At 40.9% G+C, this 16,160-nt stretch carries 12 protein-coding genes; 6 read left to right on the top strand and 6 right to left on the bottom strand.

Features of this window, described 5'->3' with window-relative positions; genetic code table 11:
- The first annotated feature begins 12 nt into the window (after window positions 1-12).
- From LC608_RS20660 to rppA, 5 genes are all read left to right on the top strand, one after another.
- Window positions 13-708, top strand: a complete 696-nt coding sequence (locus LC608_RS20660) for a DUF305 domain-containing protein (protein WP_229555297.1) — start codon at window positions 13-15, stop codon at window positions 706-708.
- Between the two features lie 183 nt (window positions 709-891).
- Window positions 892-2,517, top strand: a complete 1,626-nt coding sequence (locus LC608_RS20655; RefSeq protein WP_229555296.1) for an efflux RND transporter periplasmic adaptor subunit — start codon at window positions 892-894, stop codon at window positions 2,515-2,517.
- A gap of 2 nt (window positions 2,518-2,519) precedes the next feature.
- Window positions 2,520-5,639, top strand: a complete 3,120-nt coding sequence (locus LC608_RS20650; protein WP_229555295.1) for an efflux RND transporter permease subunit — start codon at window positions 2,520-2,522, stop codon at window positions 5,637-5,639.
- Window positions 5,640-5,684: 45 nt separating this feature from the next.
- Window positions 5,685-6,161 (top strand): hypothetical protein, encoded by a 477-nt coding sequence (locus tag LC608_RS20645; protein ID WP_229555294.1) that lies wholly within the window; start codon window positions 5,685-5,687, stop codon window positions 6,159-6,161.
- Window position 6,162: 1 nt separating this feature from the next.
- The gene (rppA, locus tag LC608_RS20640) at window positions 6,163-6,873 is read left to right on the top strand and encodes a two-component system response regulator RppA (protein ID WP_229555348.1); all 711 of its coding nucleotides are present in this window, start codon (window positions 6,163-6,165) and stop codon (window positions 6,871-6,873) included.
- A gap of 204 nt (window positions 6,874-7,077) precedes the next feature.
- Here rppA and LC608_RS20635 read toward each other — a convergent pair whose 3' ends face one another.
- The gene (locus LC608_RS20635; RefSeq protein WP_229555293.1) at window positions 7,078-8,733 is read right to left on the bottom strand and encodes an alpha-keto acid decarboxylase family protein; all 1,656 of its coding nucleotides are present in this window, start codon (window positions 8,731-8,733) and stop codon (window positions 7,078-7,080) included.
- Between the two features lie 529 nt (window positions 8,734-9,262).
- On the opposite strand from LC608_RS20635, the gene rppB reads away from it, so the two are divergent.
- Window positions 9,263-10,651, top strand: a complete 1,389-nt coding sequence (rppB, locus tag LC608_RS20630) for a two-component system sensor histidine kinase RppB (protein WP_229555292.1) — start codon at window positions 9,263-9,265, stop codon at window positions 10,649-10,651.
- 7 nt (window positions 10,652-10,658) lie between these two features.
- On the opposite strand, the gene LC608_RS20625 is transcribed toward rppB, so the two are convergent.
- From LC608_RS20625 to hpsN, 5 genes are all read right to left on the bottom strand, one after another.
- Complete coding sequence (locus tag LC608_RS20625) at window positions 10,659-11,243, bottom strand: Uma2 family endonuclease (RefSeq protein WP_229555291.1); 585 nt, start codon at window positions 11,241-11,243, stop codon at window positions 10,659-10,661.
- A gap of 118 nt (window positions 11,244-11,361) precedes the next feature.
- Window positions 11,362-12,000, bottom strand: a complete 639-nt coding sequence (locus LC608_RS20620) for a peroxiredoxin (protein ID WP_114085723.1) — start codon at window positions 11,998-12,000, stop codon at window positions 11,362-11,364.
- A gap of 614 nt (window positions 12,001-12,614) precedes the next feature.
- Window positions 12,615-13,787: a hormogonium polysaccharide biosynthesis glycosyltransferase HpsP gene (gene hpsP / locus LC608_RS20615; protein ID WP_229555347.1), complete on the bottom strand. Its 1,173-nt coding sequence runs from the start codon at window positions 13,785-13,787 to the stop codon at window positions 12,615-12,617.
- Window positions 13,788-13,857: 70 nt separating this feature from the next.
- A complete protein-coding gene (gene hpsO, locus LC608_RS20610; protein ID WP_229555290.1) occupies window positions 13,858-15,033 on the bottom strand; it encodes a hormogonium polysaccharide biosynthesis glycosyltransferase HpsO in 1,176 nt (391 codons plus the stop codon).
- 68 nt (window positions 15,034-15,101) lie between these two features.
- Entirely contained in the window at window positions 15,102-16,082 is a 981-nt protein-coding gene (gene hpsN, locus LC608_RS20605; RefSeq protein ID WP_229555289.1) for a hormogonium polysaccharide biosynthesis glycosyltransferase HpsN, read from the bottom strand.
- Window positions 16,083-16,160 lie beyond the last annotated feature (78 nt).

Raw genomic sequence — 16,160 nt, 5'->3', positions numbered from 1 at the left:
TAGGTGAGATTTATGCAACTGCTATCTTTGAGGAATGGGTTTTTGGCGTTAACCTTGAGTGCGATCGCTTCAGCCGGTGGGTTAATCACAGGATGTACCAATACTGCTTCCCAGAACGAAAGCCAAGCCCTAAAGGAAACTGTCACTAATGCTAATGACAAGCAGATGATGAATCACGGTGGTGGCATGAATCACAGTATGGGAATGGATTTAGGCCCAGCCGATGCTAATTTTGATTTACGATTTATCGACGCTATGATACCGCACCATCAAGGGGCTGTGGAAATGGCTAAAGAAGCGCAGCAGAAATCAAAACGTCCTGAAATCAAAAAGCTAGCAGACAATATCATCAAATCGCAAAACCAAGAAATCACTCAGATGAAGCAGTGGCGACAAGCTTGGTATCCCAAGGCGGGAGATAAACCAATGGCTTACAACAGTCAAATGGGCCACATGATGGAAATGTCGTCTGATCAAATGAAAACTATGATGATGAGTCAGGATTTAGGTGCAGCCGATGCGGAGTTTGATCTGCGCTTTATCAATGCGATGATTCCTCACCATGAAGGGGCTGTAACAATGGCGCAAGATGCCTTAAGTAAGTCTAAGCGCCCTGAAATCAAGAAATTAGCCCAAGAAATTGTTAAAGCCCAAGAGATAGAAATTAAAGAAATGCAACAGTGGCGGAAAGCTTGGTACAACAAGTAGACGCTCAATGACTCGCTAACGTAATTCGGGATAGGTGTTTGGTTATTTCAGGAGCGATGTCTACGAAGGACTACGCCTACGCAGCAGAATTTCATCCTAATTTCATTTCTCAATGAAAGACTGGGTAGTGAAACCGAACCACTGTATTTTCTCTGCCTCTGTATCCAAAGACTTTTGATAGCGATGCCTAACCCCTATTCCCAACCACTTACAGTTCTTCGCTGTGTTTCTGGGACACTTTTCAATATTTTGTTACTTGCTAGTCCCGCAGTTGTTTTGGCTCACGCTGGACACGGAAATGAATTTCAAGGAGGAAGTGAAACAACTGGTGCTAGTAGCTCTATTCAAGTTGATGCCCAAACAGCCAAACGGCTAGGAATTAAAGTTGAACCTGTCAAACGCCAGCAGCTAGCTGTTGATATTAAAACTACCGGACAGATTGAAACTCTACCCAGCCAAAAAGTGGAAGTAAATACCCCAATTTCTCAAGCGAAAGTGGTTGAGTTATTGGTGGAAGCTGGTGTGATGGTGAAAAAAGGTCAACCAGTTGCCGTTATATCCAGTCCTGAACTGGTGGAAATGCGGGTTAACTCCCAAGAAAAACTTGCCCAAGGTCAGGCTGATTTACAGCAAGCGCAGGCTGATTTAAGACTAGCTCAACAAAACCGCGATCGCTATCAACAAATAGCCGCAGCTGAAATAGCTCAAGCACAGAGCCAAGTGGCTTTTGCTCAAGAAAAGTTTAACCAAGATCAACGGTTAGTTAATGCTGGCGCTTTACCACGTCGTAACGCTCTTGAATCGGAAACTCAGTTAGCTCAAGCCAAAGCCGACCTTGCTAAAGCTGCCAGTCGTCGGGACGTTATCGAGGCAGAAAATCAGCTAAAACGCGCTGATTCATCCGTTCAGGTAGCAAAATCTCGTATCCAACTAAGTAATAGTATTTATCAAACTCGGCTTTCTCAATTGGGAACCCGCGCTGATGCTCAAGGACTTGTTACCGTGACATCCCCAATTTCTGGCAAAGTTGCCGATCGGGAAGTTACCCTTGGTCAATCATTCGAGGATGCGGGTGGGAAGTTGATGACAATTATTGATGACAGTCGTGTTTTTGCCACCGCGAATATTTATGAAAAAGATTTGAATCAGGTAAGAAGTGGTCAACAAGTAAGGGTCAAAGTTGCTTCTATACCTAATCGTACCTTTATCGGACGAATTACCCGAATTGCTTCTTTTGTGGAAGGGGAAACGCGAGTCGTACCAGTGCAAGCTGAACTAGAGAATTCTAGCGGAGTGCTAAAACCAGGAATGTTTGCAGAATTAGAAGTTGTTACAAACCAAACATCATCAGGCATATTAGCAATTAAGAGCGCGGCTGTAGTTGAAGGCAATGGCAAAAAACAAGTTTATGTACAAAATGGCAACGCCTATCAGCCTGTTGAAGTTACTTTAGGTCGAACCTCTGGGGATATGGTTGAGGTCAAAACTGGCTTATTCGAGGAGGATTTGATAGTGACAGTGCGATCGCCTCAGCTTTATGCTCAGTCTTTGCGTGGCGATACTAAGCCAAAAGTAGACGAACACCCGGAAACTCCTCGACAAACTACTAGAGAGCCAGTACCACTGTGGCTGCTGGGAGGAGGGGGAGCAGCATTAGCCACAGTAGCTTTTATCGGAGGTGCTTTTTGGTCTAGTCGTCGCACCAATCAACTTCAACTAGCCAGTTCTGTGCAAGTAGATGCATCGCCAGAATGGGTTGATAACCACCGTGCAGCTAGTGAAGATTCAGAAATCAAGATTCAGAAATAGTCATGCTGAGTGCGATTATTAAATGGGCGATCGCCCGTCGTTGGTTAGTTATTCTGGGTGCAATTGTCGTAACGCTTTGGATATTTCGGACAATTATCCAAATGCCGTTGGATGTTTTCCCCAGCTTTGCACCACCCCAAGTTGAAATTCAAACTGAAGCACCAGGATTAGCACCAGAAGAAGTTGAATCTTTAGTAACTTTACCAATTGAAAGTGCGATTAACGGTACTCCAGGAATCACAGCAGTACGTTCTTCTAGCGCGTCGGGAGTTTCCGTTGTCAAAGTAATTTTTAACTGGGGAAGCGATATTTATCAAGCTCGCCAATTGGTAACAGAGCGATTGCAACAGAGTTCTAGTAAGCTTCCTGAAGGAGTGGAAACGCCACAAATTTCCCCCACCACTTCCCCCATCGGTACTGTACTGCAATACGCCTTTACTTCTGAAAATACTCCTTTGATGGAAGTGCGACGCATTGTCGATTGGCAAGTAACAAATCGCCTTTTGGCTGTTCCAGGTGTTAGTCAGGTTATAGCGTATGGCGGCGATACTCGCCAATATCAAGTATTAATTGACCCAGAGAAGTTACAAGCCTTTAATGTCACTTTAGAAGATGTGCAGGAAGCTGTATCTGCTGCCAATGTTAATGCTCCGGGTGGCTATTTGATTACCCCCGATCGCGAAAAATTAATTCGAGGCATTGGACGGATTGAATCTATTGAAGAATTACAGCAATCAGCAATTACTGCCCGTAATGGTACACCTGTGAAAATATCCGATGTAGCTGATGTCCAAATTGGTGCAGCTATCAAACGTGGTGATGGCAGTTTTAACGGTCAAAAGGCAATTATTGTAATGATTAATAAACAGCCTCAAGCCGATACTCCTACTATTACTCGTGCCATAGAAGAGGCGATGTTAGAAATAAAAGCTGCTTTACCTAAAGATATTAATATCACCCCTACCTTCCGCCAAGAAAACTATATTGATTCTTCTATTGACAATGTTAGAGAAGCTTTAATTGAAGGCAGTATTATTGTTGCACTTATCCTGATTCCGTTTTTGATGAATTGGCGTAATTTAGCTATTTGTCTAACGGCTCTACCATTATCCTTACTAATAGGAGTACTATTACTAAATTTGCTAGGACAAGGTTTAAATACTATGACCTTGGGAGGGTTAGCAGTAGCAATTGGTTCAGCAGTTGATGATGCGATTGTGGATGCTGAAAATGTCTATCGTAACCTCCGAGAAAATAAATATTCTCCGAAACCGCGCCCAGTTTTAGACGTAGTATTTGACGGTTGTCAAGAGGTACGCGATTCGGTATTTGGAGCCACCATAATTACCATAGTTGTCTTCTCTCCAGTTTTTGCTTTGGCTGGTGTAGAAGGTAGTATTTTTATCCCAATGGGATTAGGGTATATGGCAGCAGTTATTGCTTCTAGTATCACAGCATTAACGGTGACTCCGGCATTATGTGCAATCTTATTACCTTACGGTAACTTGCCAGAAACCGAGCCTTGGATAGCAAGATTTTTTAAGAAGCTTTATCATCCCTTATTAACATTTTCTCTGCGACATTCTGGAATTATTTTAATCCTAGCTGCTGCTAGTTTAGTAGCATCTGCTGTAATTGCTCCCTCCTTTGGAAGAGTGTTTTTACCAGAATTTCAAGAGCAAACTTTGGTGAATACCCTCACTCTTTATCCTGGTGTATCTTTGGAAGCTACTAATGTAGCCGGAGAAGCACTTCAAGACGCGCTGAAGGGAGACTCTAGATTTCCCTACGTGCAGTTGCGTTCTGGACGTGCGCCTGGCGATGCAGATGCAGCAGGGGTGAATTTGGGACATTTGGATATTGAGTTGAGTAAAGCGGGGATGGAAGATAGGGAGGCGAGTATTAAAAAACTGCGGGAAGAGTTTGCTAAATTACCAGGGGTAGCACCGAATATTGGTGGTTTTATCTCTCACCGAATGGATGAGGTTTTGTCTGGTGTGAGAAGTGCGATCGCTATTAAAATCTTCGGTTCAGAATTAGAAGAACTCCGCATCATTGGGAGCCAGGTAAATGAGGTGATGAAAACCGTTAATGGTGTTGTTGATTTACAACTAGAGCCTCAAGTACCAGTCGAACAAATACAAATTAAGTTCAATCGTCAAGCCGCTTCTCGATATGGTTTAACAGTAGGAAAACTTTCCGAAATTATTGAAACTGCCCTCAATGGAAAAGTAGTTTCCCAAGTCTTGGAAAAACAACAAACTTTTGACTTAGTTGTGTGGTTAAAACCAGATTCACGTCAAAGTCTGGATACCATTGGCAATTTATTAGTTGATACTCCTGGCGGTCAAAAGATTCCCCTATCACAAGTTGCCATAATTAACAATGGCTCAGGCCCAAATACGATTAACCGGGAAAATGTTTCCCGTTTGATTGTTGTTTCCGCTAACGCTAGCGGTAGAGATTTGCGCTCTATTGTAAATGAAATTAGAGACAAAGTTAATCAACAAGTGCATCCTCCCTCTGGCTACTATATTCAATATGCAGGGCAATTTGAGGCGCAAGAACGAGCCACTCAGAATATCTTAATTTCCAGTGCGATCGCCTTTGTTGTCATTACAGTAATTATGTATCTTTCAGTCAAATCGATCCCTTCTACCATCATGATTATGATTAACTTACCTTTAGCATTGGTGGGAGGAGTATTTTCAGTAGCTTTGACAGACGGCGTTATTTCTATTGCTTCTTTAGTTGGCTTTGTCACTCTCTTTGGAGTTGCCACCCGTAATGGTTTGCTACTGGTGGATAATTACAATACCAAATTTGCGGAAGGCATGCCTCTTAAAGAAGTGCTTATTCAAGGTTCAATGGAACGGCTAAACGCCATTTTGATGACAGCTTTTACCTCTGCTTTAGGATTAGCACCATTAGTAGTTGAGAGTGGCCCTGGTAAAGAAATTTTGCAACCCCTTTCGATCGTAGTATTAGGTGGCTTGTTTACCTCGACAGCATTAACACTATTAGTTATTCCTGCTCTGTATTCTCAGTTTAGGAAGTTTCTGGCTCCTAAAAATACTATATTCTTACAAAATATTGATATAGCCAAAAGTCCAGTATTATAATTGGGCTTTTAGATTTGTTTATTATTTATTAACTGGAGTAAATCAATGATTTCACTAAAATCAAGTTTGATTCTTATAGGAAGTGTAGGGCTGATTTTTTTGGGAGCTTGTAGTAACCGTAATCAAGTAGCTACTACTGAAAAAAGTTCAGCTATTTCTACCTCAACTCCAGCTTTGCCTGCTGGCAAAACATCTAGCCAGCATGGTGAATCTAAAGGAGGTCAAGTTGTGGAAACAGGAGCCTATCATTTAGAGTTTGTAGCTGAGAAAGAAGCTAATGGAACTCACATGGATTTTTACTTACAAAAAGGAGAGAATCACGAAGCAATATCTAATGCCAAAGTAAAGGCTCAAGTTCAGACACCTGATGGAAGGCAAAAAACTTTAAACCTTGCTTATGATCGCGAAGGTAAACACTATACTGTTTTGCTCCCAGAAAAATCATCTGGTCAATATCAAGTAAAGATGCTTGTAGATATTGATGGCAAAAAAGTAGATGGTCGTTTTAGCTTTAATAAATAATATGAGAGTGTTGCTAGTCGAAGATGAGCCAGATTTGGGTTCGGCAATCAAGCGTACCTTGAACCTGGAAAAGTATGTAGTTGACTGGGTTTTAGATGGTGATGAGGCATGGGATTATTTAGAAAACCAGTGGACGCAGTACACTGTGGCTATTATCGATTGGATGTTGCCAGGATTGTCTGGGCTAGAACTGTGTAGTCGGCTACGAACACGACGTAATCCTCTGCCAGTTTTGATGTTGACAGCTAAAGATAGGATGGAAGATAAAGTTGCTGGACTAGATGCAGGTGCTGATGATTATCTGGTGAAGCCCTTTGGTATGGCGGAATTGTTGGCGCGGTTGCGTGCTTTGCAGAGGCGATCGCCTCAATTTCAATCCAAGGAGTTAACTGTTGGCAACCTGACTCTCGATTACAGCAACAGTATGGTTGTTAGTCAGAACCATCAAGGGGATAAACAGGTAATTCCTTTAACTAATAAAGAATTCCAGCTACTAGAGTATTTTATGAAGCACCCGCACCAAATTGTCACAACCGAACAGATTCGCAATCAGCTTTGGGAGGTGAGCGCAGAACCCGTTAGTAATGTGGTGGCGGCTCAAATACGTTTGCTGCGCCGCAGATTAGCTAATAGCGGTTGTGGGAATCCCATTGAAACTATGCATGGTGTGGGATATCGTCTTAATATCACCGATGAAAGTCCCCGCTCTTAATGAAATATTTGTCATAGATACTCATTAAATGAAACAGGAAATGCTTTTTATCCTAATCTTGCGGCAAAGCATAATTATGCAGCAGCTACCACATTACGGATGCAAAACTTTCATTAAAAAGTAAGACCAACTATAGCCATTATTTAAGCACTTTTAGCTGCGAGGTTTTATCGACGGTGGCGCATTTTATTACTGGTAAATACCCTAATTTTGCAACATCTTCAAAAGAACTTCTGGGCTGTCCATTTTATCCATCACGACTTCAATGAAAGCAAGTTGGTCGCGATTTTGTTCGGCTTTTTGCAATGCCGACTCCAACTCAGGCTCAGTGCTTACTTTAATACCCCAACCATTAGTAGCAAAAATTTCATGGAGCTTGTGATAATTCCACCGTTGAATGTCGTTATATGGCATGGTTGCACCGTGTATATCACGCTCTATAGTATATCCATCATTGTTAATCAGAAAAATAATTGGCTTCAAGTTATAACGTAATATTGTTGAGAGTTCTTGTGCTGTCATTTGAAAAGAACCGTCACCCACTAGTAGAATAGCTCGTCGTTGTGGTGCTGCGATACAACAGCCAAGTAATGAGCCAACTGAATAGCCAATCGAACCCCAAAGAACTTGCCCAACGAAGGTGCTTCTTTTTGGCAAAGGAATTGCTGAGGCTCCAAATAGACAAGTTCCAGTCTCAGTAACGATAATGTCATCTTCTTTGAGGAAATGAGCTAGGCTATACCAAAAACGCTGTTGTGTAATAAGCGCATCCGTTTTAGGATTGAAGGGAGTTGTGAAACCAGCATCCAAATTCTCCATCGCAGCCTTAAAGTCTAGGGTTTGAGCATCGCGGCGCTGCAAGCGTTTGCTTAAAGCAGATAACACATCTCGCATTGCTACATTGTTGTACAGCGCACGTTTAATCTTTAGATACTGCCCATGCACTTCAATAGTTCGATCTGGATCAAGTTTGGCAGAAAACTTTCCTGTGTTGAAATCAGTCATCAAAGCACCGATACTCAACACACAATCTGCCTCTTCAATACGTTTTCTGACATATTCCTCACTAGCAGCACCATTATATATGCCAATGAATTGTGGGTGCGTTTCCTCCAATAGCCCTTTTCCCATGTTCATAGTGGCATAAGGGTATCCGGTAGCTGCTAGCAACTCTCGCAATTCCCCATGCAGGCGCTCACGATCTACACCAACATCAGCAATAATTACTGGTTTTTGGGCTTTCTCCAGTATAGTTACACAGGCATCAACTGCCTCGTCTAAAGTAGCGCTCGCACTTTGGAACACAGGGAGTATCAATGAATCAGACGGTATAGCTACTTTATGTTGAGCAATATCCATCGGTATGGAGATGTAAACAGGTAATTTTTGGAGAAGACAGATACCTAAAACTCTATCAATTTCTGCTGTTGCATTCTCTATTGTCAAATATGCTTGAGCCGCCGTTACCTTTTCATACATTCGGGCGAAGAGAGAGAAATCACCAGTACCAAGCGTATGATGGACAAGCGCTCCGGATGATTGAAGTTTAGTAGCAGGAGAACCAGTAATTGCTACAATAGGAACGTGTTCGGCGTAAGCACCAGCAACACCATTAATAGCACTGAGTTCACCAACACCAAATGTAGTTACTAAGGCTGCAACACCATTGATCCGACCATAGCCATCAGCAGCGTAGGATGCATTAAGTTCGTTACAGCATGAAATCAACTCAATTTCATCCTGGTTAACAATAGAGTCGAGAAACTCCATATTGTAGTCTCCAGCAACACCGAAAATATGCTTAACGCCGAGCTGCACTAGACGAAGCACTAGGTAATCTCCAACAGTAAAATATGTCATTGTTTTAGCCTTCATTAATTTTCCTAGTATCTAAAATTTTCTTATAGTAGGTACAAAAAGATTGGTGCGTTAGATTTAGAATCGATAATTTCTAATTCTAAGGAACCAATTAATAAAATTTTCAGACTTCCACTAAGTTTATTTACACATTTACCTATTATTTTGTACAGGTTTAAACTTTTTATCATCTGCCATTGGTACAGGATGAACTTGGATTATTTTTGATAACTTAGCAGTTGTTAGTTTTCAAGGCTCTTGCCAAGGACTTTAGCCAAATAGAGTTTAGGGGGTATTGACAAGTTTGACATCCGAGGCAGACTATCACAATTATGAAACTAAACTCCATAATTTAGAACTGAGCAAAAAGTACAAAAACTGAAGCTTAGTTGAGATTTAGACAGTAGAATATCATCTCACCCATCATCTGGAGATATCCTAAAAAAAATCATAAATATATAGTCTCAAGTTCTTAAATACCAATTAGACAGCTAGGCGTTTGGAACCTTAATTCGCTCAATGATGTTTTGTTATGAATCAAAATAAACTCTTTAACTTAACGCGGGTACGCTTGGCTCTGTGGTATGCGTTTGTCATGGCTGTGATTTTAAGCCTATGCGGATTTGGCGTCTACAAAGCCGTATCTCATGCCCATTGGGTAGCATTAGATCGAGAATTGGAATCTGTCGCGGGAACGATACACGACAGTATTGAACTGAAACTAAAGCAACCTGGACGCATTGAACCAGTTGTACAACAGCTTTTACCAAATATTTGTGTACTTGGGGAAAGCTGTATTCAACAGCAGTCAAGTTCTAAAAGGCATATTCTCAGCGCCATCCATCAAGGCTACTACTATGTACGTTTTTTTGATAATTCAGGACGCTTGATTGCGATCGCAGGTTTTCATCCAGAGGGACTTTCTCTAGTCTTTAACAAGGAACTTTGGCAAACTCTCAAAGACAGTAAAGGCAATCCATATTATCAAATTTCTTTTGTACTACACACTCAAGACAATCGTGATTGGGGATACATCCAAGTGGGGCGAAGTCTGGAAGATTTCAATAGTTATCTGGATGCTGTTAAACTAATTTTAGCCGTGGGATTGCCTACAACGATGGTTGTAGTTAGTGTTGCTAGTTGGTGGTTAGCAGGATTAGCGATGCAACCTATCTATCAATCCTATAGACAAATCCAACAATTTACAGCAGATGTAGCACATGAGTTGCGAACACCTTTGTCTGCAACCCAAGCAACGGTGGAATCAGCCTTGTTGATGCCGAAACTAGATGAAGTCGAAGCGCAAGACATTCTAAAAACTATACAGCGTCAGAATCATCGACTTACTTCTTTAGTTGTTGATTTACTCCTCTTAGCTCGTCTAGATCGGCAACCTCTGCCATTACGACATGAATGTTGCTTAAATGATATTGTCAATGACTTAATAGAGGAATTTGCAGCGATCGCATTTTCTGCTCAGGTGACACTAACATCTGCAATCAGAGTCGAGCAACCTCTAAATATCGTAGGCGATTCTGACCAACTCTATCGTCTGGTTTCTAATTTAATTATCAATGCAATTCAATACACGCCACAATTTGGAAAGGTGACTGTTGTCTTAGATCGCAGTGAAAATTATGCTGTGATTCAGGTTCAAGATACAGGTATTGGTATTCCTCACCAGGAACTGACTCGGATTTTTGATCGCTTTTACCGAGTGAATAGCGATCGCTCTCGTAAAACTGGCGGTTCTGGATTAGGGTTAGCGATCGCTCAGGCAATTATTCAGTCACACCAAGGTAGTTTAAATGTGCAGAGCCAATTAGGTGAAGGTAGCACTTTTACTATTCAATTACCCTTAGATGTCACACCAATTTCCCAATTTAAATTGCTGTATCGTCGCCAGCCTAAATTTAAATAAAATTTTCTTACCAAACTTTACTCATATTCAAAATAAACCCAGGCAATACCGACTCGCCGCTTACACTATCAGGATTATCCAAACATTCCTCTGGGAATCCAGGACGATAAATATAAACTTTACGCTGCTTACGGTCAATCAACCAGCCTAACTGTATTCCTGGCTCATTCATATATTCTTCCATTTTTTCCTTCAAAGTCTGAAGGTTGTCGCTAGGAGATTTGAGTTCGACTACAAAATCTGGACAAATGGGTACAAACTTTTCTTGTTGTTTTGGAGACAGAGAATTCCACCGTTCTAGCTTAATCCAAGAAGCATCTGGCGATCTGTTTGCACCTGTTGATAGTTTAAATCCAGTACTAGAGTCAAAAGTTATACCTGTACTATCTTGTTCCGACCACACCCACAGCTGTCCAAAGATGTTGCCTCCACGGTTGCCTGTTGTCCCACCTGTAGGCGGCATAATTGATATCTCTCCAAATTTATTTCGCTCAATGCGTAAGTCACGATTCATCTGACAGAAATCAAAAAATTGTTCGTCTGTCATTTGCATTGATGACGGAATTTGCAAAACCAAAGGAGATGAAAACATCGGGATTTCCTCCAGCTTTAGATGCCTAGCCAACTGACTATATTCTCACGCAAAAAAAAACAAAGACACAAAGATATAACTTTGCGCCCTTGCTTTTTATCAGAAATCATTCTCAGATTTACTTGTTAGGCTGAGGAGTCATCCGCAGATAGGGTTTGATTTCCTCGTAACCTTTGGGGAATTTCTCTTTGAGTACTTCTGGATCTTTCAGCGAGGGGACAATTACTACATCCTCTCCATCTTTCCAGTCAGCTGGTGTCGCCACGCTGTAGTTATCAGTCAATTGCAGAGAATCAATCACCCGCAAAATTTCATCAAAGTTGCGTCCCGTGCTGGGAGGATAGGTGAAACTCAGGCGGAGTTTCTTATTGGGGTCAATTACAAAAACCGATCGCACTGTCACAGTCGCGTTAGCATTGGGGTGGATCATGTCGTAAAGCTCAGAAACCTTGCGATCCGCATCCGCCAAAATTGGGTAGTTGAGAGTGGTGCTTTGAGTTTCTTCAATGTCTCCCACCCAGCCTTTGTGAGATTCTACGTCATCAACGCTGAGTGCGATCGCTTTGACATTGCGCTTGTCAAATTCTGGTTTGAGCTTGGCAACTGTGCCGAGTTCTGTTGTACAAACAGGTGTAAAATCAGCAGGGTGAGAGAACAGCACAACCCAGCTGTCACCTGCCCATTGGTAAAAATCGATGTCGCCGTGTGTTGAGGCTTGCGTAAAGTTGGGTACTGTGTCACCTAGACGGAGAGCCATGAGAGATTCCCTGTAGTTAAAATATCATACGTGTTCTACTTTGCCATCATGACATAAAACCCCTATTCCCCAATCGGACTTTAGCGGTTTGAAACAAAATTTTAGGTTGTCAGCGCTCTCGGATAAGGAACGAGACAGACATAAAAACTATTGACTAAAGTACACATATATGATTTAAATTATTATGCTTTACCTACAGGTTTTTTTTATATAGAGAATTGCAAGTATCAGGGCGATAGCTGACTACAAGCCATTGCACGTCTAAACTTATTAAGTTGCAACATTTCCACATTATTGCAGAATTACGAAAACCTGTCGTCGCATAGATGCAATATTGTCAAAAGCTCATATACTGATTAAAACTTAATTTCTCTAAAGCAAATAGTGAGAATAAAGACTACAAATATGTTTATTATTTTTTAATTTTAAATTACTTATGATGATATTAATCTTTTTGGTTATTAGTGTTATCTTCAGCACAACTACGAGTTTTGTTTTTGGAGTTCCCTGGTTGATGCCGATTTTAGGTGCTGCTGTCCCCTATCCCATTTTCTTTTCAAAACGGTTCTAGCACCTATTTGGCAAAAACTGCTGTTGTCTGCGTTGGCTTAAATTCATTTGTTTGTGAGAATTTTTTGGTAGGCTTTGATTGTTTGCTTTGCGATCGCATCCCAGCTAAAATTTTCCAATGCATATTTTTGGGCGTTTAATCCCCGTCGTTGGCGTTCTGCGGGATTTTCCAAAGCTTCTTGCAGTAACTCTACCAGTACTTGAATATCTGTTGCACCTACCCAACCCGACTCACTATCACGTATCTGTTGACAAATATGCACTTGGTCAGAAATGACTACGGGTACACCTGCTACCATTGCTTCAGCTACAGCAATCCCAAAATTTTCGTAGTAGGAAGGTAAGACAAATAAATCAGCAGATTGTAGTAAACTAACTTTGAGTTCACCAGTGACAAAGCCAGTAATTGTAGTGTGCGATCGCAGTGGTGAATTTTGAATTTGGGATATTATCTTTTTTTCATAATCTGGATCTTGAGGATTTGTCCCAGCTAAGACAAAATGAAACTTATAACCAACCGCTAACAGCTTCTCTAGCGCCGGAATCAACAAATTTAACCCTTTTTTCGGGTCAATTCGTGACATAAACAATACTAAAGGTACATTCTCTGGTATTTCTAACTGATTACATAAATTTTTAACGGGTGATTGAGGCGGAATCACACCCAAGGGAATTACCAAATCTGGCGTAGATACTCCAAATCTTTCTGATATTTTAGCTTCTTGCTCGCTGGTAAAATGAATAGCTGCCGCACCAGCTAAATTTTGACGTTCTATAATTGCGACATAAACCTGTTTTAATTGTTTTTTCTTCCGTAAATCAGCCGGATCGAGAGTACCCAAAGGACGGAAAATATAAGGTAGCTTTTGCTGACGACACACAATAGCAGCAGCACTACTTATAGGAGAGAATAGAGCATGAATATGTGCTATGTCAAACTCGTGAGCATGACGTTTTAGCCAGTTTAATAAATCTAGGGAAAATTTGTAGCGACGAAATGGGGCACAACGAAAGTAAATTATTTCATAGCCATCTTGTTTAATTGGGCGATTTAAAGGAACATCCAAGGGTGCTTGACCGTTATCTCCATTACTATCAGTTGTGAGAATTGTAACTTCCGCTCCCTCTTTTACTAACGCTGGAGCTAATCCAAGTACCATTTGACTCGGCCCACCGTAAATTAGAGAAATTGAGGGAACAATTTGTAACACTTTCATTTTTTTGTCATTTGTCATTTTTCTTTTATCTTTCGTCATTTGTCCTTTATCATTCACTAATGACCAATGACTAATGACTAACGACCAACTCTTGATAAAACTCTAATTGCTGTTTAGCCAAAGCTTTATTTGTATATTGAATCATTGCTTTTTGATAACCCATTTCACCAAGAGTATGAGCAAAATCTGGTTTATTCATTAATTGAACTAAGCAATTAGCAAGAGCTTGAACATCACCTTCAGGGAATACTAAGCCAGCATCACCAATTACATAGGGAATTTCCCCAGAATCAGAACCAATTACAGGTACTTGGCAGGCCATCGCCTCAATTAGCACATGACCAAATTGCTCTTTCCAGCCAACAGAAGTTAAGGTTTTAAACTTGTAAGTTGTTTCTGAAGGCAGTACTAAAGTACTCATTAAATTGATATAGCTTACAACCTCATCGTGGGGAACACTTTCTATCAAGATTAATCGTTCTTCAATATTGTTTTCTGACGCGATTTTGATTAATTGACTTTGTAACTCTCCTCGTCCCAGTAGAAGTAATTTCCAAGGTTTATCTTTCAAAGTGATTAAGGCTTGCAAAAGCGTTAATAAACCCTTCTCTTGCACAAATCGTCCAACAAAACCTACAATAAAATCTTCTTTTTTAATATCCAACTTAGCTGCTAAGTCTGGTTGAGCTTTGGGAGTAAATAAACTTTCATCTATACCCAGTTGTGGCATAACTTTAATTGCCCCTTTATATCCCCGTTGCCGCAAAACTTCTGCTCCATCTTGATTGCCAGAAATAATGCCGTGGCTGTGATTGAGGTTATATTTTTCTAATAAAGCAACTGGTAATTTCAGATGATATGGTAAATTCCACCAAGTAAAAAATACATTTTTTGCCTTGAGTCCTAACAGCTGATTTAAGACAATCATCTGAGTATAAGCTAGCCCCCTAGATCCTTGTTCAACTTGGATGATTTGAGGACGAAATTCTTTTAACAAAGAGATTAAATCAGCACCAAAGGTAAGGAGTCCCTGATGATTTTGACTAAAATTATAAACGGGAACTATTTTAAATGTGCCTTCATCACGGTATTCAGTTTCAATAATTCTATTTTGTACACCACCGGGTTTCCAGCGCTTTGGGACTACAACTGTTACTTCAATTCCCGGTTCTAGTTGAGATAAAGCACGTAGTTTTTCACAGTTGAGGTCTACGATATAAGTGTGACTAGCAACTAATATTTTCATTAATATTTATTAGTTAATATTTATTCTTTGTCAGCTATCCTTTGGAAGTCCCTAACTCCTAACTCTAACTAAACTTGTTCATCCAAACGGCTGTAAATTTGACCATCGTTCCATAGTGATTGAATTACAGTACCCAAGGCTTTGAAAAAACCCAAAGTGTAGAAAATAGCGCGAGTGGCAATTTTGATGGGCGAACCGCTTTTGTTACAAGGTGGGTGTCCGAGAACGTGACAGTCAAATAAACGGGCGTATAAGCGTAAAGCTTGAGTAGCAGTAAGGTTTTTCAGCCCTAGTAGGAAATGGTTGTGATAAAAGGTGAGTTGATATTTGAGCGATCGCATACTAATATCATGACAACCCCCTGTTTCTTCGCCTAAATGCACCAAATGGGCCTCTGGATCGTACCAAATTTTATACCCCGTCTGTCGCACCCGCAAACAAAAATCTGACTCTTCGCGCACAGCACTACCGCGAAACCTCTCATCAAACCTAAGCCCATACTTAGTAAAGATTTCGCGGCGAAATGACATATTGCAACCCCTCGCTGTCAGTACTTGCTGGGGTTTGATGGTATGTACCAAATCAATATGATACCAAGCAATTCCTGGGTCCATAGCTTGGGGAGGCAGATATTCAATCTCTAAATCTCCTCCAGAATCACCCAATTTCATTCTGTCAAATACCCGACCGGCTACAGCCCCCACCTCTGGATTTTGTAGATAATTTTTCGCATGGGCTGCTAACAATCCTGGGGTTAGCTGAACATCATCATCAATAAATAATATTATTTCACCAGATGACCGCCGCACAGCATAATTCCGCGCTCCTGGCAAACTTGCCCAATCTAAGCGCAACCACTTAATTTTACCTGCCCCCGCCATCTCTTCTAGATAGGCTTGAATTTCTGGCTGGTGTTTTGCGGTTTGGTCTACCACTAAAACTTCAAAATTTGGATAGTCTTGTTTCAAAACATCTACAATACTATCCCGTAGGGCTTCCTCCCGACCATAAGTCGGGATAACCACAGTAATTAATGGCCAATTATCCATGATTTTTATTAAGTGATTTTTCTACTTTGATAATAACCTTATAAAAATTAGTTTTCATTTACTTAAATAAGCTACTAT

The sequence above is a fragment of the Nostoc sp. XA010 genome (assembly GCF_020829625.1).
Classification (GTDB): Bacteria; Cyanobacteriota; Cyanobacteriia; order Cyanobacteriales; family Nostocaceae; genus Nostoc.
The sequence above is the reverse complement of the archived record's forward strand: the minus strand, read 5'-3'. Positions and strand labels throughout refer to the sequence as shown.